Below are 17,940 nucleotides of genomic sequence, written 5' to 3'. Positions count from 1 at the left end.
CACGCCATCCGACCTCCGCTCCTCCCGCTCCGGGCTCCTTGCACCCCAGGAAGATCGGGAGTGTGATGTGGGCGCCGCCACACGAGACGTGCGGCAACTTTTCCGGGTGCGCCGGCGTGGTCGCGAGTCAGGCGACGGCGAACGGCGTTCCTCGGACGGAGTCCCCGGTCAGACCCCCGCGCTTCGGAGCGTGCGTGGTCGCGTACGAGGAGTGAGAGTTCATGACAGAGGTCCGGGTCACCGTCGACGGCGTGAACTACGCCGACGACGTCGAGCCCCGCATGTTGTTCGCGCAGTACCTGAGGGAGACGCTGGGCAAGACGGGGACGCTGATCGGCTGCGACACCAGCAACTGCGGTGCCTGCACGGTTCATCTCAACGGACAGAGCGTGAAGTCCTGTTCGGTGCTCGCGGTCCAGGCCGACGGCGCCGAGGTCACCACCATCGAGGGCCTCGCCCGCGACGGTCAGCTGCACCCGGTGCAGGAGGCCTTCCGCGAGTGTCACGGTCTGCAGTGCGGGTACTGCACGCCGGGAATGATCATGGCTGCGGTGGACCTGCTCGGGGACAACCCCGACCCGTCCGAGCAGGAGGTCCGCGAGGGCATCGAGGGCAACCTCTGCCGCTGCACGGGCTACCAGAACATCGTGCGCGCCGTGCAGACCGCGGCGAAGAACATGAAGCCGGGAGTCGCCGCTGCGCCCTCCGGCCAGGCCGCCCCGGTCGCGGGAGGTAACTGACGTGACGACGACCGCCGAACCCACCACGACCGGCGAGATCGGCAAGGCCCGGGTCCGCAAGGAGGACCAGCGCCTCATCACCGGCCGGTCCCGCTACACCGACTCCATCACCCCTCCGGGCACCGTCCACATCGCCGTCGTCCGCTCGACGATCGCGCGGGCGACCATCACCTCGATCGACAAGTCCGAGGCCGAGAAGGCCCCGGGTGTGTTCGGCGTCTACACCGCGGCCGACCTCGGTGCGGAGGAGGTCGGCATGCCCTGCGCGTGGCCGATCACCCCGGACCAGAAGGCCCCGCAGCGCCCGGTGCTCGCCGTCGGCCGCGTCAACTTCTCCGGTGAGGGCGTCGCCGTCGTCGTCGCCCGGTCGGCCGCCGCCGCGCGCGACGCCGCCGAACTCGTCGAGGTCGACTACGAGCCGCTCGAGCCGGTCCTCGACATGGAGACCGCCGCGCAGGACGGCGCCGAGCTGGTCCACCCGGACCTCGGCACCAACGTCTCCGCGACCTGGGTGTTCGACTCCGCCGCGGCCGGCACCGGTGCCGACGTGGCCGAGGCCATCAAGGCCGCCGAGGCCGACAGCGACTCCGTCGTCGTCCGTCGCCGCTTCCGTCAGCAGCGCCTGATCCCCGCGTTCATGGAGCCCCGCTCCTGCGTCGTGGACCCGACCGGCGAGCAGCTGACGATCTGGGCTGCGACCCAGGTGCCGCACATCCTGCGCACCATGACCACGGTGACCCTCGGGGTGCCGGAGTCCAAGCTGCGCGTCATCGCCCCCGACGTGGGCGGCGGCTTCGGCGGCAAGATCGGTGTGCTGCCCGAGGAGATGCTCTGCGTCCTGCTGGCGCAGAAGCTGGGCAAGCCGGTCAAGTGGACCGAGACCCGCAGCGAGTGCATGCTCACCGCGCACCACGCCCGGGACCAGATCCAGGACCTCGTGATGACTGCCAAGAAGGACGGCACCATCACCGGGTTCGACGTCCACCTCTACGCCGACATGGGTGCCTACCTGGGCCTGGTCGGGCCGGGTGTGCCGATCCTCGGCGCGTTCATGTTCAACGCGATCTACAAGATCCCCGCGCTGAAGTTCACCTGCTCCAACGTCTTCACCAACAAGACGCTGACCGACGCCTACCGCGGTGCCGGCCGTCCCGAGGCGACCTTCGCCGTCGAGCGCATGCTCGACGAGCTGGCCGTCGAGCTCGGCCGCGACCCGATGGAGCTGCGCGAGCAGAACTGGATCAAGCACGAGGAGTTCCCGTTCACGACGGTCGTGGGCCTGACCTACGACACCGGCAACTACGAGCAGGCCACCCAGCGCGCGATGGAGCTGTTCGACTACGCCGGTCTGCGCCGTGAGCAGGAGGAGCGCCGGAAGAACAACGACCCGGTCCAGCTGGGCATCGGCATCTCGACCTTCACCGAGATGTGCGGTCTCGCCCCGTCCCGGGTGCTCGGCTCGCTGGACTACGGCGCCGGCGGCTGGGAGGCCGCGAGCATCCGGATGCTCGCCACCGGCAAGGTCGAGGTCACCACCGGTGCCTCCGCCCACGGCCAGGGCCACGAGACGGCGTTCTCGCAGATCGTCGCGGACAAGCTGGGCGTCGCGTTCGAGGACGTCGAGATCCTGCACGGCGACACCCAGGTGGCGCCGAAGGGCCTCGACACCTACGGCTCGCGCTCGCTGGTCGTCGGCGGTGTCGCGATCGTCAACGCCGCGGACAAGGTCATCGAGAAGGCGAAGAAGATCGCCGCGCACCTGCTCGAGGCCTCCGAGGACGACCTGGAGTTCGCGAACGGCCAGTTCACGGTCAAGGGCACCGACAAGGGCAAGGCCATCCAGGAGATCGCGTTCGCCGCGTTCATGGCGCACGACTACCCGGAGGGCATGGAGCCGTCGCTGGACTCCGACGCCGTGTTCGACCCGGAGAACTTCTCCTACCCGCACGGCACGCACCTGGCGGCCATCGAGGTCGACACCGACACCGGCCGGGTCACGCTGCGCAAGTACGTCTGCGTCGACGACATCGGCAACGTCATCAACCCGCTGATCGTCGAGGGGCAGGTGCACGGCGGTCTCGCCCAGGGCATCGCGCAGGCCCTGTTCGAGGAGGCGAACTACGACGACCAGGGCACCCTGGTCAACGCCACGTTCGTCGACTACACGATCCCGTCCGCGGCGGACCTGCCGAGCTTCACCACCGAGACGGTCTCCACCCCGGCGACGTCCAACCCGCTCGGTGTGAAGGGCGTCGGCGAGGCGGGCACCATCGCCTCGACCCCGGCCATCCTAAACGGTGTGCTGGACGCGGTGCGCCACCTCGGCGTCGACGAGATCGAGATGCCGACCACCTCGCAGCGCGTATGGCGGGCCCTGCAGGTCGCCAAGGGCAGGAACCCGCAGGAGACCCCGAGCGACGTCCACGCCCCCGGCGCCGGCCTCGGCTCCATCGACCCGAACAACCCCAAGGGAGAGGTCCAGTGATCCCGGCGAAGTTCGACTACGTCCGGCCCTCCTCGGTCGAGGAGGCCGTGACGGCCCTGCAGTCGGCCGGTGAGGACGCCAAGATCCTCGCGGGCGGCCAGAGCCTGCTGCCGGTGCTGCGTCTGCGGATGGCCGCGCCGAGCACGATCATCGACCTCGGGGGCATCCCCGAGCTCAAGCGGATCGGCGAGGACGACCAGTACGTCATGGTCGGCGCGATGGCCACCCACCACGAGGTCATGCGCAACGACCTGGTGAACACCCACGTCGAGCTGATCGCCCGGGCCACCGAGACCGTCGCGGACCCGCAGGTCCGCCACCGCGGCACGCTGGGCGGTGCGCTCGCGCACGCCGACCCGGCCGGTGACCTCGGTGCGGCCGCGCTGGCCCTGGACGCCGAGTTCGTCATCCTCGGCTCCGGCGGGACCCGCCTGGTCACGGCGAAGGACTTCTTCCAGGACTACTTCACGACCGCCATCGGCGAGGGCGAGATCCTCACCATGATCCGGTTCCCGAAGTACACCGGCTGGAAGAGCCACTACGAGAAGTTCAACCGGGTCGCCCAGGCGTGGTCGATGGTGGCCGTCGCCGTCGCGCTGAAGGTGGACGGCGGGACCATCACCGAGGCCCGCGTCGGACTCACCAACATGGGCAGCACGCCGATCCGGGCGACCGGTGTCGAGCAGGCCCTGGTGGGCAAGTCCGCCGGTCCGGACGTCGCGAAGGCCGCGGCGGAGCACGCCCTGGAGGGCACCTCCGCTCCGAGTGACGCCGACGCCGCCGCCGACTACCGTGAGCACCTGGCGAAGGTGCTCACCGGTCGTGCGGTGCTGGCCGCCGCCGGCTGACGAACCAGAAGCACGCCGACGCCGGCGCCGGTTCCGGGGTTCCCGGACCGGCGCCGGTGTTCGTTCGAGGAGGCTTGGAAGACACATGCAGCTGGAGAACAAGTTCACGATCGCCGCGCCGATCGAGGACGCCTGGAAGGCGCTCAACGACCCGGAGCTCATCGCGCCGTGCTTCCCCGGGGCGACCCTCACCGAGTACGAGGGCGACTCGTTCCAGGGCACCGTCAAGGTCAAGCTCGGCCCGATCTCGCTCACCTACAAGGGCAAGGGCACCTACATCGAGCGGGACGACGCCAACCACAAGGTCGTCATCGACGCGTCCGGCCGCGACGCCCGCGGCAACGGCACGGCCAAGGCCATCGTGACCGGCACGATGGTCGCCGACGGCCCGGACAAGACCTCGGTCACGATGGTCACCGACATGACCGTCACCGGTCGTCCGGCGCAGTTCGGCCGGGGTGTCATCTCCGACGTCGCCGACAAGATCATCGGCCAGTTCTCGAGCTGCGTCGCGGACAAGCTGACCGGGCCCGGCGGGGCGTCGTCCAACGGTGCCGGCCCGAAGCACGCGGCCGACGAGACCAGCCCGATCCCGGCGGTCCCGCCGGCTCCGGGTGAGCAGGCCGCTCCCACACCGGTGAAGCGCCCCTACCAGCCGCAGAGCAGCCCGGTCGAGGCCATCGACCTGCTCGACTCGGCGGGTGCCCCGGTGCTCAAGCGCCTCGCGCCCGTGCTGGGCGGCATCGGTGCGCTCGTGCTGCTGTTCGTGCTGGTCAAGCGCCTGCGCGGCGACTCGAAGGGCTGAGTCCTCCGCAGGTTCTTCCGGGCCGGTGCCGCGTTCCGCGGTGCCGGCCCGTGGCGTTGCGGGGCAGGATGGTGCCGTGCGAGCGGGTGAGCGGAACGGGCTGACCGACGTCGAGGGCCTGCGGGTCGGGCACGCGGCGGTGAGCGGGCCGGGCGCCCGCAGCGGGACGACGGTGGTGCTGGCCCCGCCGGGCGGCGCGGTCGCGGGTGTCGACGTGCGCGGCGCCGCGCCCGGCACCCGGGAGACCGACCTGCTCGACCCGGTCGCGACGGTCCAGCGGGTGCACGCCGTCACCCTGTCCGGGGGCAGCGCGTTCGGTCTCGACGCCGCCTCCGGGGTGATGGCCCGGCTGGAGCGCGACGGCGAGGGCTTCCCCGTGCCCGGCGCCGTCGTGCCGATCGTGCCGGCCGCGGTGGTGTTCGACCTCGGCCGCGGTGGCGACGTCCGCGTCCGCCCGACCGCCGACACCGGTGCGGCCGCCTACGACGATGCGCACGCCGGGCCGGTCGTCCAGGGCTCGGTCGGGGCGGGCACCGGCGCGGTGTCCGGCGGGCTGCGCGGCGGCGTCGGCTCGGCGTCGGCGGTGCTGACCGAGGGCTCCGCCGCCGGGACGACGATCGCGGCCCTGGTCGTGCTCAACTCGGGCGGTGCGGCTGCGGACCCGGCCACCGGTGCGGTGTACGGCGCCCGGCACGGTCTTCCCGGCGAGTTCACCGTCGGGGTGGCTCCGGCCCTCGCTCCGCCGGAGCGGCTCGCGGAGCTGTACGCGGGGCACGAGAGCCCGCTGGGGACGGCGACGACGTTGGTCGTCGTCGGCACCGACGCCGCCCTGGACAAGGTCGGCTGCACCCGGCTGGCCACGATGGCGCACGACGGCCTGGCCCGGTCGATCTCCCCGGTGCACACGATCCGCGACGGCGACTGCGCGTTCGCGCTGGCCACGGGAACGCGGTCCGCGCCGGACGCGACCGGGGTGTTCGCGTTGCAGGCGGCCGCGGCGGAGGTGACGGCGCGGGCCGTGGCGCACGCCCTGCTCGCGGCGGAGGCGGCGCCGGACCGGCCGTCGTACTCGTCGCTCGTGGCGGGTCGGTGAGCGCGCCGAACCCGTGGCTGGGCCGCCCGCGTGCGCCGCGCCCGCCTCCCGCGCCGGACCCGGACGCGGTGCGTCTGGTGGGGCTGCCCCGGCGGCGGGCCGCGGCCCGGGCGGTGAACGACGTGGTGCGGGGCGTGGACGTGCGCGCGTTCGGCGAAGGCTGGACCGTGTCGTTCCTCAGCGGCTACTACACGCTGTGCCACACCCTCGACGAGCTGCTCGACGCCGTCGCCCCGTCCGGGGAGCGGGAGCTGCTGCGGTCGACCGTGCTGGCCGCGGCCGACGGGAGCGCGGGCCGGGACTGACCGGCCCGGCGCTCGGACGCCGCCACCCCGGCCGGCGGTGCGGTCGGGACGGCGGCACCGTGCCGCGCCGGGTGCGGTCGGGTCAGTCGTCGTCGCGGTCGTCGTTCCGGTGGTCGTCGGACTGGTCGTCGCGGTCGTGGTCGAGGACCTGGCCGGTGGCGGCGTCGATGTCGATGTCGTGCTCGATGGTGCCGTTCAGGACCTCGACCTCCCAGTGGTCCCGGTCGTCGTCGCCGGCGTCGCGGTCGTCGTCCCGGTCGTCCCGGTCGTCCCGGTCGTCCCGGTCGTCCCGGTCGTCGCTGTCGAACTCGACCTTCGTGACACGGCCCCCGCCCGCGGCGGCCAGGGCGGCACGCTCGGCGGCGGCGCGGTCGACCGCTGGCGCGGGGGGCGCAGGAGCGGCGGTCGTCGGCGCGGTGGCGTCGGTGCGGGGCAGCTCCGGGGGCAGCAGGTCGGCGGTGCGCGCGATCGCGGCGCCGGTCGGGACGACGGCGAGCTCGTCGGGGGCACCACCCGCCCCGAATGCGAGGGCGGTGCCCCCGCCGACGAGCAGGAGGCCGGTGGCGGCGACGGCGGCAACGGTGAGCGGGGTACGCACGATGATCTTCCTCCGGGGGTTTCGGCTGGTCCGGGTCGGTGCGACCCGGTGACGGTGGGAACTGTGCCGTCGCCGTCCCCAAGGTCGCGCTGCGTGAGCCCTAAGGCGGCGTTAGGGCCCGGAGCGGTCGAACTACAGTCGTCGGGGTGTCGACCATCAGCCCGGACGAGGGAGTGGCGCGCCGGCTGAAGGCCCTGGCCTGCACGGCGCCGCTGCACGACCTCGACGCCCGCAAGGGGCGGCTCGACTGGGACGCGACCGGCTACCAGATGGCCGAGATCGGGCTGCAGGCGATCGACCAGGTCACCCTGGCCATGGACTTCGACCACGGTGCGGACCACGCGGAGGTCGTCCGGCGGCTGCTGCCGTTCGTCGGCGCGCAGGTGCCGGGGGCCCCGCGGTCGGAGTACGTCCGCGTCGCACAGTGGGTGATCGACAACCTGATCAACGTGGGGTCGATCGACCGCGGGTTCGCCGTGGAGTACGGAACGACCGACGACGAGGGGCACTACGTGCGTCGCCGGTTCGACTTCAAGCTGCTCGTCGAGGTCGCCGCCCCGGACGGCGGGATCTACCTGCGTGCCTCGGACGAGGCGATCAACGTGCTGGTCGGGGCGCTGGACACCGACGTCGAGTCGGCCCAGGAGGCGGCCGAGACGAAGCTGGAGACGCTGATCGTCCGCGGTCGTCTCGGCGACGCCCGGCTGGCGGCCGAGCAGGCCCGCTACCGGACCGTGCAGTACGCGGAGTCGTTGCGGCGCAAGCTGGAGGCCACCCGCCGCGACGTCCGGTCGGTGGACTGGCTGGACGCGGTCCCGCAGCTGCTCGACGAGGCACTGACCCACATCGAGTCCCGCTACCGCGCCGAGACGATGATCAAGGCGAACATCGCCGACGCCCGCGACGAGGCCACCGAGCCGGGGCGCCGCCGGCAGGCCGCGGAGCTGGTGACCGTCGTCGACGACTGCATCCAGCGGCACACCCAGCTGCAGGCGCGGTTGCAGGAGGCGGGGGCCGCGTTCCGCGCCGAGCAGGATCGCCAGCAGTTCTCCGGGAAGCCGAAGCGGGCCGCCGTCGACGTGTTCGGGCAGCTCCTGCGGCCGTCGTTGGCGCTGACCGTCGAGGCGGCGCACGACCCGGTGACCGGCTACTTCGCGGCCGGGGCCGGTGTGCGCAACCCGTCGGTGCCGAGCCTGGGCGGGCTGGTCGAGACGTTGCTGACGCCGCCGAGCGACCGGGACCCGTTCGGCGCCGAGGTGCCCGAGCCGGAGCTCGCCCCGCAGCCGCGCGAGCGGTTCGGGGTGGAGACGTGGGCTGCCGCCGACGCCGTGCTGCCCGACGAGATCGAGCACCCGGTGCGGCTGTCCGCGGCGCTCGCGGCGGCCCGCGCCGCCGGGGCGGACCTGCCGCAGCTGGTCGCGCTGCGGGCGGTGCACGCCGTCGGGACGGCGGTGGCCACGGCCCGGACCCAGGGCGACCCGTCGGTGCTGGTCGCCGTCGACGACGGGACGGTCCTCGACGACCCCGAGTTCGGCGGCGCCGACCTGCTGCTGGCGCGGGCCGGTGTGCTGGGTGGACAGACGAACCGACGGACGGCGCAGACATGAGTGACACCGAGACCGCGGCCCGCCTGGTCGGCTACGGCATGCGACCCAAGGCGCTGCCCGGACGCGACCCCGACTACGCCGACCTGGTCCGCCGCTACCGGGAGGACGACGAGTTCCGCACGACCGTGCAGCGCGTAGCCTCCGGCCTCGGCCTGGTCGTGCTCGCCGTCGACACCGGACCGGGCATCGTCCTCGCCGCGACCGAGGGCTCGGTCTTCGAGATCCGGATGGACGAGTACGCCCGCCGCACCGCCCTGGCCAACCGCGGCGCGGACAAGGTCCTGCACGGCATCGCGCACCTCGCCGTCGCCGCGCTGGCCTTCCCCCGCCCCGACGACCTCGGCGACGACTCCTACGTCGGCCGGGTCTCGGTGGAGCTCGTCGACGGCGCCGTCCGCGAGGCCTGCCGGGTGCTGAACGAGCGTGCCGCGGGTCCCGCCGACCCCGAGTCCGACGCCCCGCAGCTCGAGGAGGTCTGGCGGGTCTGGCAGCGCCGTCCGGAGGCCACCGCGACCAAGGACGGCCGGGTCGGGGAGTCCACCACCCGCGGGATCGTCGGCAAGGCCCTGCGGTTCCTCGCCGACCAGGGCTTCCTCGTGCCGGTCGGGGCGGAGGGCGCCTACCGGACGACGCCGCGCTACCAGGTGCAGGTGCGGGAGCTCGCCGCCCAGCGGGCCTTCGACGAGCTGCTGGCCCTGAACGTCCTGCCCGCCGCGACCGCCGCCGGGACCCTGGTGACCGAGCACGACGGGGTGTTCGACCCGCCGGGCGCCGGTGCGGAGGGCACGGCCGGGCCGTCCGGGCCGGCGGAGTCCGCCGAACCGTCGCCCGCTGCACGGGGTGGCGGCCCGGCCGGTGCCTTCGACGGCGCCGGTGGCCCCGAACGCGCCGGTGGCGCCGAACGGGCCGGTGTCCTCGACGGCGCCGGTGATCCCGACGGCTTCGACGGAACGGGTGTCCCGCAGGAATTCGCTTACCGGGTAAGCGAATTCGGCCGGGAGGGTGCCGGGGGAGACGGAGTGGTGGCGGATGGCGCACCGGGAGGTGCCGATGCGGGAGGTGCCGGTGCGGAACTCGCTTACCCGGTAAGCGACTCCGCACAGGAGGGGGTCCCGGTCGGGGACACGGATGCCGGCCCGACAGCGCATGCCGGCGCGACGGACGAGCCCGGCCCGACGGATCGGGCGGACCCTCCGGCGACCGACGAACCCACGGAGGAACGCGATGTATGAGCTGACCCGCGTCCGCCTGTTCTCCGTCGGGCCGACCGCCGCGCGCTACCAGGACGTCGCGCTCGACCTGCGGGGCGTCGGAGCCCCGGTGAAGGTCGCCGTGCAGGAGGACCTGTTCGCCCCGGACGCGCTGGACCGCACGACACCGCGGCGGCCGTCGCCGGCGTCGGTGCTGTTCCTGGAGAACGGTGGCGGCAAGTCCGTCCTGCTCAAGCTGATCTTCTCGGTGCTGCTGCCGGGGCGGCGTCAGGTCGTCGGCACCACCAGCACCACGGTGCTGGAGAACTTCGTGCTCGCCGAGGACGTGGCGCACGTCGTCTGCGAGTGGATGCACGTCGGCACCGGGCGGCTCCTGGTCACCGGGAAGGTGTCGGAGTGGCGCGGGCACGTCGCCTCCACCGATCCGGAGAAGCTGGCCGACGCGTGGTACTCCTTCCGGCCGGTCCCCGGGATGGGGCTCGACGACCTGCCGTTCACCCACGACGGCCGCCGGGTCACCCTGGCCGCGTTCCGGGAGCGTCTGCAGACCGCGCACCGCGAGTACCCCGACGCCGAGCTCGCCTGGGAGACCGGGCACCGGGACTGGACGCGTCACCTCGTCGACGTCGGGCTGGACCCGGAGCTGTTCCGCTACCAGCGCGCCATGAACGCCGGCGAGGGCGAGGCCGCTGAGGCGTTCTCGTTCTCCTCCGACGAGGCGTTCGTCGACTTCCTCCTGCGGGCGGTGCTCGACCCGGCGGAGCCGCAGAACGTCGCCGAGCTCGTCGCCGGGTACGCCGACCGGCTCGCCCAGCGCGAGGAGCTGGAGACCGAGCGGGAGTTCGTCGACGGCACGCTGTCCCGGCTGGAGCCGATGGTCGAGGCCGAGGCCACCGCGACCGCGGCCCGCGACACCGAGACCGCAGCGCGCGCCGAGCTGGCGGCGACCGCGTCGCGGATCGCGGCCCGCCGGGTCGCCGAGGAGGCCCGCTCGGTGACCGCCGCCGAGGAGGCCGCCGGCGCCGTCGAGGCCGAGCAGTCCGCGGCCCGTGCGGCGGAGCGGCTGCAGGACACCGTCGGTGAGCTGCGCAGACTCACCGCGGTGCTCACCGTCGAGGCCGCGGAGCGGATCGCGGCCGAGGCGACCCGCGAGCGCGACGACGCGTCGGCCGTGTCGATGGCCCGCGACGCCGTCGAACCGGTGCTGGCGCACCGCGTCGCCGCCGCCGAGGCCGCGCGGCTGCGCGCCCGCGTCGAGGAGGAGGAGCAGAAGTCCCGGCCCGCGCTCGCGGCCCGGCAGGACGCGGCCCGTGCCCTCGCGGCCGCGCTGGCCCGCGTCGCCGCGGAGGCCGACGCCGCCGCGGACGCCGCGGAGACCCGCCGCGCCGACGCCGAGGAGCGCGCGGCGGCCGCCCGTCGCGAGCAGGTCACCCGCACCGCGGACGCCGCCCGTGCCGAGAGCGCGGCCGGCGCCGCCCGCGAGGCCCTCGACGAGCTCGAGACCCGGGTCGCGGCCGCCGTCGAGGCGGGGCACCTGAAGGCGGGCTCGACCGCCGCCGACGTCGAGGACGAGGCGGCGGCTGCCCGGATCGACGCCGAGCGGTGCGCCGCCGCGCTCGCCGAGGCCGACACCGCCGCCGCGGCGATCCGCGAGGAGCGCCGGGCCGCCGAGACCCGCCGCACCGCGGCACAGGACGCGGCGGCCGCCGCCCGCGCCGACGCCGCGACCGCCGAGGCCGCACGATCCGCGGCGGAGGCCGAGGCCGTCGCGCTCGCCGGGGAGACCCGACCCGCGGAGCTGCTCGGGCTCGACGAGATCCGTCCGGACACCGACGCGGGCCTCGTCGTCGACACCCTGACCACCGCGATCCGCGGCGCCGAGCGGGAACGGACGACCCTGCACGGCGACCAGCGCCGCGACGAACGCGCGCTCGCCGCGCTCGGCGACGGCGGCCTGCTGCCCGACCCGCCCGAGATCGAGGACGTCCTCGCGGTGCTGGAGTCCGCCGGGATCACGGCCTGGTCCGGGCGTCGCTACCTGGCGAAGCTGCCCGCCCCCGACCGGGAGACCGTGCTGGCGCGGCTGCCGCACCTGGCCGGCGGAGTACTGCTCAACGACGCGCGCGACGCCGAGCGGGCCCGCACCCGGCTGGACTCCGCGCGGCTGCTGCCGGCCTGCCTGGTCGCGGTCGGCACCACCGCCGCGCTGCGCGCCGACGCCGACCCGGCGCCCGGGATCGACTTCGTCGTGCCGCCCAACCCGGCCCTGCACGACGAGGAGGCCGCCGAGCAGGTCCGGGTCCGCCTCGTCGCCGAGACCACCGAGCGCGCCGCCCGGCTCGCCGAGCTGGAGACCGTCCTCGACGACGACCGCAGGCTGCGGGACCGGTTCGCCGCGCTGCGCGACCGTCGTCCCACCCTCGCCGACCTCACCGAGGCCGCCGAGATCGCCGAGGCCGCACGGGCCGCGGCCGTCGCCGAGCACGAGGCGACCCGCGCCGCGGTCGAGGACCTCGACGAGCGCGCCGACCGGCTCGCCGCCGACCGGCCCGGCCTGGAACGGACCGCCGGGGACACGCGTCGCCGGGCGGACGCGCTGGCCGCGCTGCGCACCGAGCTCTCCCGCCGGGCGACGCACGAGGAGCGGATCCGCACCGGGGAGGCCGACGCCCCGCGGGCCCGCGAGGAGGCCGACGCCGCCGGGACCACCGCCGACCGCGCCGCTCGCGAGGCCGCCGACGCCCAGCAGACCCGCGATCGGCAGCGCGGCATCGGCACCACCCTGCGCGACGAGGCCGCGGCGCTCCCGGTCTCCCCCGAGGAGATCGGCGACCCGACCGCGGAGCCGGACGGGGCCCCCGAGGGATCGCTGGCCGAGCTGCGCGAGGAGTTCCAGCGGGCCCGCGACGCCTACGCCTCGGCCGCCGTCGACACCGACCTGCACGGTGCGCTGGAGCGGGCCGAGGCCGACGCGCGGGAGCGCCGGATCGCCGTCGACGGGCTGCCGCGCACCGTCGTCGAGGCCGCGACGGCGTTCCTGCACACCCCCGACGGCGCCGACGCCGCCAGCCGTCGCGCCGCCGCGGAGCAGGCCAGGGCCGCCTACGACGAGGCCGAACGCCGCCGCGCCGACGCCGCGACGGAGCTGGCCGTCGCCCGTCGCGAGCTGGAGCGGTTCACCGGCGGCGAGCGGCCGATCGACCACGGTGCCGAGGGGCGCTCCGCGGACTGCGCGCCCTACGACGCGCCCCGCGACGCCGAGCACGGCCGTGAGCTGGTCGCCCGCGCCGCGGCGGACCTGGACGCGGCGGGCACGGAGCTGGAACGCCGTCGTCGGGCCCGGGCCGCCGCCGAGGACGCCCACCGCACCGCCACCGACCTCGCCCGCGGGTTCGGGCTGGTCGTGTCCTCGTTGGACGAGACGCCCGAGCCGTCCGGGGTGCCGTTCGACGGCGACGTCGAAGCCGCGCAGGCCGCGCTCAAGCGCCACCAGAACGCCGTCCGGGACGCGGCGGGGGAGCGGACGCGGGCCGAGAAGAAGGTCCGCGAGGGGGTCGACGCCGTCGCCCGCTTCGCGCAGGACCCGCGGTTCGCGACCCTCACCTCCCCGGTGCACCGTCACATCGCCGGCGTCGACCGGTCGGAGATGCCGGGCCTCGCCGCGGAGTGGATCGCGGCGCTGCGCCCGCGGCTGCGGTCCCTCGACGACGACCTCGGCAACATCGAGCGGCACCGCTCCGGGATCGTCACCCGGCTGTCCGGGATGGTCGGCGAGGCGCTGCGCACGGTGCGCCTCGCCCAGCGGCTGTCCCAGCTGCCCGAGGGCCTCGGCGACTGGTCGGGCCAGCAGTTCCTGCGGATCCGGTTCGAGGAGCTGCCCGACGCGGCGCTGCGCCACGAGCTCGGCGCCGTCGTCGACCGCACCGCGACCGGCATGGCGGGCGGCAAGGCCAAGGACCGGCGCGACGGCATGTCCATGCTGCTGCGCGGGGTCAGGGCGGCGATGCCGAAGGGTGTCCGGGTCGAGATGCTCAAGCCCGACGCCGTGCTGCGAACCGAGCGGCTGCGCGTCTCCGCGATCAAGGACGTGTTCTCCGGCGGGCAGCAGCTGACCGCGGCGATCGTCCTGTACTGCACGATGGCGGCGCTGCGGGCGCACCAGCGCGGGCAGGGCAGGCGGGCGCACGCGGGCGTGCTGTTCCTCGACAACCCGATCGGGCGCGCGTCGGCGGGCTACCTGCTGGAGCTGCAGTTCGGCGTCGCGCAGGCACTCGGGGTGCAGCTGGTCTACACGACCGGGCTGTTCGACGCGGGCGCGCTGTCGTCGTTCCCGCTGCTCGTGCGGCTCCGCAACGACGCCGACCTGCGCGCGGGACGCAAGTACCTGTCCGTCGACGAGCGGGTCACCCGGTCGGTGCCCGACGCCGACGCCCCCGGCGGCCGGATCACCGCGGCGCGGGTCTACCGGCGCCCCGAGGCCGTGGTCCCCGCCGGCGCACGCAACGGCGGGGCAGGCCGCGCCGGCGCAGGCGACGGCGCGGGATCGGCAGGATGACCGTGCCCGGGGACGCAGGGGCTGCGCTCGGGCCGGTCGCGGAACGGCTCGCGGAGCTGCTGCGGGCCTCCGGGCGGACCCGGATCCCGCGCTCGGCGGTGCGCGCGGCCTTCCTGCGGGCCGACCCCACGATGGTCGGCAGCGTCGACACCCGGCGGAACCTGGCCGCGGTCCTGGCCGAGCTGACCGCCGCCGGGGTGATCGAGCCGACCGACCGCGCCGACGACGGCAGCCCGCCGCTGCCGAACTCGGTCCGGCTGCTGCGTACCGCCCCGGCCCCGGCGCCGCAGGACCGCACCCCGTGGCACGCCGAGCTGTCCTGGGCGGCGGACCTGCCCCGGCCGTCGCCGACGCTGCTGCAGGTCAACGAGTGGCTGTTCCGGCACGCGGCGCGGGCGGTCGAGGTCCCGCTGCGGGAGCGCGCACTGGAGATCACCGGCGACGAGAAGGCGTTCGACGGCCGCCTGCCCGGCGCGCTCTCCCTGGCGATCCTGCGGGCGCGCCGGGTCGTCCCGCCGCTGCACCGCGAGCCGCTGCCCGGGGGTGGGCCGGTGCTGCTCGTCGTCGAGAACGCCGACACGATGGACTCGCTGCTCCGGGCGCTGCGACCCGAGCCGGGTGCGGTCGGCGGGGTCGCCTGGGGCGCCGGGGACGCGTTCACCGCGTCGGTGCTCGCGCTGCGGGAGGCCCCGCCGTCGGAGGTCCGGTACTCCGCGATCCGGTACTTCGGCGACCTCGACGCGGCGGGGCTGCGGATCCCGCGCCGCGCGGGCGAGCTGGCCGTCGCCGAGGGGTTGCCGCCGGTGTGGCCAGCGACCGGGCTGTACCGGGCGCTGCTGGAGCACGGCCGTCCGGCGGCCGCGTCGAGCGTCGACCACGCCGACGTCGAGTGGCTCGATCCCGCGCTGCGCGGCCCCGTCCGCGACCTGTTCGCGTCAGGTGCACGCCTGGCCCAGGAAGCCGTCGGCGCCACCCACCTGGCCGCCACCCCGACCTGGCGCGCCGGGCTCGCCCCCGACTGAGCGCTCCCACACGGGTTCCGGTGTCCCACACGGGACCCGAACCCGTGTGGGACGCACGACCCCCTGTGGGAGCGGGTGACTTCGTCGTCAGGGGGGTGGTGGTGGGGCGAGGGTCAGGTCTACTCGGAGGCCGTTGGTGGGGGGTGAGGTCACGGTCAGGGATCCGCCGGCCTGTTCGGCGGTGCGTCGGGCGATGTCGAGGCCCAGGCCCGTCGAGCCGCCTCCGCTGACCCCGCGCGAGGTGGGGTCGGTGCCCGGTGGCAGGCCGGGACCGTCGTCGTGCACGACGATCCGGGCGCCCCCGCCCGGGCGCGCCGTCAGCTCCACGCCGAAGGCCGTCCCGTCCGGGGTGTGCGCGAACACGTTGCCCAGCAGCGCGTCCACACACGCCTCCAGGTCACCCGGCGCGCAGGCCACGGGCAGCGGGCCGTCGGCCAGGTGCAGGGTCACCGAGCGGTCGGTGTCCTCGGCCAGCACCCGCCAGAACTCCACCCGCTCCCGGACGACGGCCGCCGCGTCCGTGCTGCGGGTCGTGCCGCCGCCGCGTCGCCGGGCCTGCTCGATCGCGCCGGTGACCGCCCGCGCGACGCCGTCGACCCCGGCCGAGATGCGGGCGACGTCGTCCGGGTCGCGCAGGGCCTCGGCGTCCAGGCGCAGCGCGGTGAGTGGGGTGCGGACCCGGTGCGCGAGGTCCGCGACGTTCTCCCGCTCCTCGCGCAGCAGCTCCGAGATCCGCCCGGCCAGCCCGTTCAACGCCCCCGCAACGACGCCGAGCTCGGCCGGGGCACCGGGGTCGGCGCGCGCGGACAGGTCCCCGGCCGCGAGCCGCTCCGACACCCCGGACAGGTCGGTGGCGGCGTCGACGAGGGTGCGGGCCAGCCGGTCCGCGACCAGCAGCCCGCCGGCGAGCAGCACCAGCGAGAGCCCGCCCAGCAGCAGCCAGGAGCGGGTCACACCGCGGGTGAGCTCGGCGTCGGGGACGAACACCCGGATCGCGGCGTTGCCGCCGGCGGCACCGGTCACCGCGAACACCAGCTCGCGCCCGCCGGGCGCCTCGGTCGACGCGCTCGTCCCGAGCAGCCCCAGCCGGACCACCGGGCTGCGCGGTGCCGGCGCGCCGAGGACGGTGCCGTCGGGCAGGAACACCGACACGTCGGAGGCGTCGCGGCCGTCGGCGTTCTGGACGGCGGGGGCCAGCACCGACCGGTCGCCGCCCGCGACGGCCGGGGTCAGCACCTGGGCCTGGACGGTCGCGGCGGACACCGCCGAGCTCTCCGCGACCGAGCGGATCAGCGTCGCGAGCGGGATCGCGAACGCGACCAGCACCAGCAGCACGGTCGCCCCGACGAGGACGAGGATGCGCCGCCGCATCAGGCGGTGCCCGGCCCGGTTCCCGACGGCGCCGACGGCGCGGACAGCCGGACCCCGACGCCGCGCACCGAGTGCAGGTAGCGCGGGGCCTGCGCGGTCTCGCCGAGCTTGCGGCGCAGCCACGACAGGTGCACGTCGACGGTCTTGTCGGCGCCGCCGTAGGGCTGCTGCCACACCTCGGTCATCAGCTCCCGCTTGCCGACGACCTGGTCGGCGCGGGCGGCGAGGTGGTGCAGCAGGTCGAACTCGCGCGGGGTCAGCTCCAGCTCGGCGCCGTCGAGCACCGCGCGCCGCGACCGCGGGTCCACCGACAGCCCGCCGACGACGACCGTCGGGTCGCCGGCCCCGTCGCCGAGCCGGCGCAGCACCGCCCGGATCCGGGCGTCGAGCTGGGCGGCCGCGAACGGCTTGACCAGGTAGTCGTCGGCGCCCGCGTCGAGCACGGAGACGATCTCGGTCTCGTCGTCGCGGGCGGTCGCGACGATCACCGGCACCGTGCTGGCACCGCGAAGCATGCGCAGCATGGTGGTGCCGTCCATGTCGGGCAGGCCGAGGTCGAGCACCACGAGGTCGGGCCGCTTCCCGACGGCGTGCTCCAACCCCGCCATCGCGGTCGGCGCGGAGTCGACGGCGTGCCCCCGCTCGGTCAGCCCGCGGATGAGGGCACCGCGGATGCCGGGGTCGTCCTCGACGATCAGGATCTGGGCCACGGGGGGAGAACCTATCCGCCGTGACCGCGCCCGCGGTGGGTCCCAGCCGTCGCTTGTGTCCCGTTTAGGGATCCGTTAACCGGGGTCCGGGGCATGCTGTGCGCGTGGAACGACCGACCCGCCCCGTCCTGCAGATCGCGCTCTGGACCGCCGCGGCCGCCGGCGCCCTGCTCCTGGGCCTGACGGCCGTCGGGAGCATCGGCAGCGACCTCGCGGGCACCCAGACACAGCCGCTGAGCGCCGAGCAGGTGGACGCCCGGCTGGCCCAGCACTCCGCCACCGCCGCAGCCACCCCCACCGCGCCTGCTGCACCGGCACCCGTACCGGCCCCGACGACGGCGCCGGTGGCGGCCCCGCCCGCGGTGGTGCAGGCCGGGGCCGCGGGGAACGTCCTGGCCCGCTGCGACGGCGCGACCCCGCGGATCGTCTCGGTCAACCCCGCGCAGGGCTGGGAGCGCGAGGACGACAAGGACATCGGCCCGGCCGAGGTCGTCTTCGACGGCGACGACGTACCGGACGTCCGGGTCACCCTGAGCTGCGCCGGCGGGGTTCCGACCGGACGGGTCGCGACCGTCCCCGAGGACTGAGCG

13 protein-coding genes and 1 pseudogene are annotated in these 17,940 nt (G+C 75.1%); 11 read left to right on the top strand and 3 right to left on the bottom strand.

Annotated features, from left to right (window positions below):
- Nucleotides 1-221 precede the first annotated feature (221 nt).
- From Ae717Ps2_RS24260 to Ae717Ps2_RS24235, 6 genes are all read left to right on the top strand, one after another.
- Nucleotides 222-740: a (2Fe-2S)-binding protein gene (locus tag Ae717Ps2_RS24260; RefSeq protein ID WP_075333934.1), complete on the top strand. Its 519-nt coding sequence runs from the start codon at nucleotides 222-224 to the stop codon at nucleotides 738-740.
- A gap of 1 nt (nucleotide 741) precedes the next feature.
- Nucleotides 742-3,225 carry a xanthine dehydrogenase family protein molybdopterin-binding subunit gene (locus tag Ae717Ps2_RS24255; protein WP_075309900.1) on the top strand — a complete coding sequence of 828 codons (2,484 nt, stop codon included), beginning with the start codon at nucleotides 742-744 and terminating at the stop codon, nucleotides 3,223-3,225.
- Nucleotides 3,222-4,073 carry a xanthine dehydrogenase family protein subunit M gene (locus Ae717Ps2_RS24250; RefSeq protein ID WP_075309902.1) on the top strand — a complete coding sequence of 284 codons (852 nt, stop codon included), beginning with the start codon at nucleotides 3,222-3,224 and terminating at the stop codon, nucleotides 4,071-4,073. The genes Ae717Ps2_RS24255 and Ae717Ps2_RS24250 overlap by 4 nt, the downstream gene beginning before the upstream one ends.
- A gap of 85 nt (nucleotides 4,074-4,158) precedes the next feature.
- Nucleotides 4,159-4,878, top strand: coding sequence for an SRPBCC family protein (locus Ae717Ps2_RS24245; protein ID WP_075309904.1), 720 nt, complete (start codon nucleotides 4,159-4,161; stop codon nucleotides 4,876-4,878).
- A 76-nt stretch (nucleotides 4,879-4,954) separates the two neighbouring features.
- Complete coding sequence (locus Ae717Ps2_RS24240) at nucleotides 4,955-5,971, top strand: P1 family peptidase (protein WP_020626514.1); 1,017 nt, start codon at nucleotides 4,955-4,957, stop codon at nucleotides 5,969-5,971.
- Nucleotides 5,968-6,276: a hypothetical protein gene (locus Ae717Ps2_RS24235; RefSeq protein ID WP_020626515.1), complete on the top strand. Its 309-nt coding sequence runs from the start codon at nucleotides 5,968-5,970 to the stop codon at nucleotides 6,274-6,276. Before Ae717Ps2_RS24240 ends, Ae717Ps2_RS24235 begins: the two co-directional genes overlap by 4 nt.
- A gap of 82 nt (nucleotides 6,277-6,358) precedes the next feature.
- On the opposite strand, the gene Ae717Ps2_RS24230 is transcribed toward Ae717Ps2_RS24235, so the two are convergent.
- On the bottom strand, nucleotides 6,359-6,874 hold the full coding sequence (locus tag Ae717Ps2_RS24230; RefSeq protein WP_075333933.1) for a PepSY domain-containing protein: 516 nt from the start codon (nucleotides 6,872-6,874) through the stop codon (nucleotides 6,359-6,361).
- Nucleotides 6,875-7,020: 146 nt separating this feature from the next.
- Here Ae717Ps2_RS24230 and Ae717Ps2_RS24225 point away from each other — a divergent pair, with 146 nt between their 5' ends.
- The 4 genes and pseudogenes from Ae717Ps2_RS24225 (at nucleotide 7,021) to Ae717Ps2_RS24210 (ending at nucleotide 15,269) form a co-directional block, all read left to right on the top strand.
- A complete protein-coding gene (locus Ae717Ps2_RS24225) occupies nucleotides 7,021-8,481 on the top strand; it encodes a hypothetical protein (RefSeq protein WP_075309908.1) in 1,461 nt (486 codons plus the stop codon).
- Nucleotides 8,478-9,215 (top strand): annotated as a pseudogene (locus Ae717Ps2_RS35420) (hypothetical protein); the annotation flags it as partial. The gene Ae717Ps2_RS24225 and the pseudogene Ae717Ps2_RS35420, both read left to right, overlap by 4 nt.
- A 490-nt stretch (nucleotides 9,216-9,705) precedes the next feature.
- Nucleotides 9,706-14,247 carry a hypothetical protein gene (locus Ae717Ps2_RS24215; RefSeq protein WP_075333931.1) on the top strand — a complete coding sequence of 1,514 codons (4,542 nt, stop codon included), beginning with the start codon at nucleotides 9,706-9,708 and terminating at the stop codon, nucleotides 14,245-14,247.
- A complete protein-coding gene (locus tag Ae717Ps2_RS24210) occupies nucleotides 14,244-15,269 on the top strand; it encodes a hypothetical protein (protein ID WP_139320126.1) in 1,026 nt (341 codons plus the stop codon). Before Ae717Ps2_RS24215 ends, Ae717Ps2_RS24210 begins: the two co-directional genes overlap by 4 nt.
- Nucleotides 15,270-15,356: 87 nt before the next feature.
- On the opposite strand, the gene Ae717Ps2_RS24205 is transcribed toward Ae717Ps2_RS24210, so the two are convergent.
- Nucleotides 15,357-16,640 carry a HAMP domain-containing sensor histidine kinase gene (locus tag Ae717Ps2_RS24205; protein WP_075333930.1) on the bottom strand — a complete coding sequence of 428 codons (1,284 nt, stop codon included), beginning with the start codon at nucleotides 16,638-16,640 and terminating at the stop codon, nucleotides 15,357-15,359.
- The gene (locus Ae717Ps2_RS24200) at nucleotides 16,640-17,350 is read right to left on the bottom strand and encodes a response regulator transcription factor (RefSeq protein ID WP_020627636.1); all 711 of its coding nucleotides are present in this window, start codon (nucleotides 17,348-17,350) and stop codon (nucleotides 16,640-16,642) included. Before Ae717Ps2_RS24200 ends, Ae717Ps2_RS24205 begins: the two co-directional genes overlap by 1 nt.
- A 104-nt stretch (nucleotides 17,351-17,454) precedes the next feature.
- Between Ae717Ps2_RS24200 and Ae717Ps2_RS24195 the strand changes: the two genes are divergently transcribed.
- A complete protein-coding gene (locus Ae717Ps2_RS24195) occupies nucleotides 17,455-17,937 on the top strand; it encodes a hypothetical protein (protein WP_075309920.1) in 483 nt (160 codons plus the stop codon).
- The last annotated feature ends 3 nt before the right edge of the window (nucleotides 17,938-17,940 follow it).

This window comes from Pseudonocardia sp. Ae717_Ps2, from assembly GCF_001932475.1.
Taxonomy (GTDB): Bacteria; Actinomycetota; Actinomycetes; order Mycobacteriales; family Pseudonocardiaceae; genus Pseudonocardia.
Note: the sequence above shows the minus strand (reverse complement) of the source record. Positions and strands in the feature narration are given on the sequence as shown.

Coding starts and splice junctions, on each gene's coding strand:
- Ae717Ps2_RS24260 (WP_075333934.1), top strand. CDS start 222: ATGACAGAGGTCCGGGTCACCGTCGACGGCGTGAACTACGCCGACGAC.
- Ae717Ps2_RS24245 (WP_075309904.1), top strand. CDS start 4,159: ATGCAGCTGGAGAACAAGTTCACGATCGCCGCGCCGATCGAGGACGCC.
- Ae717Ps2_RS24215 (WP_075333931.1), top strand. CDS start 9,706: ATGTATGAGCTGACCCGCGTCCGCCTGTTCTCCGTCGGGCCGACCGCC.
- Ae717Ps2_RS24210 (WP_139320126.1), top strand. CDS start 14,244: ATGACCGTGCCCGGGGACGCAGGGGCTGCGCTCGGGCCGGTCGCGGAA.
- Ae717Ps2_RS24205 (WP_075333930.1), bottom strand. CDS start 16,640: ATGCGGCGGCGCATCCTCGTCCTCGTCGGGGCGACCGTGCTGCTGGTG.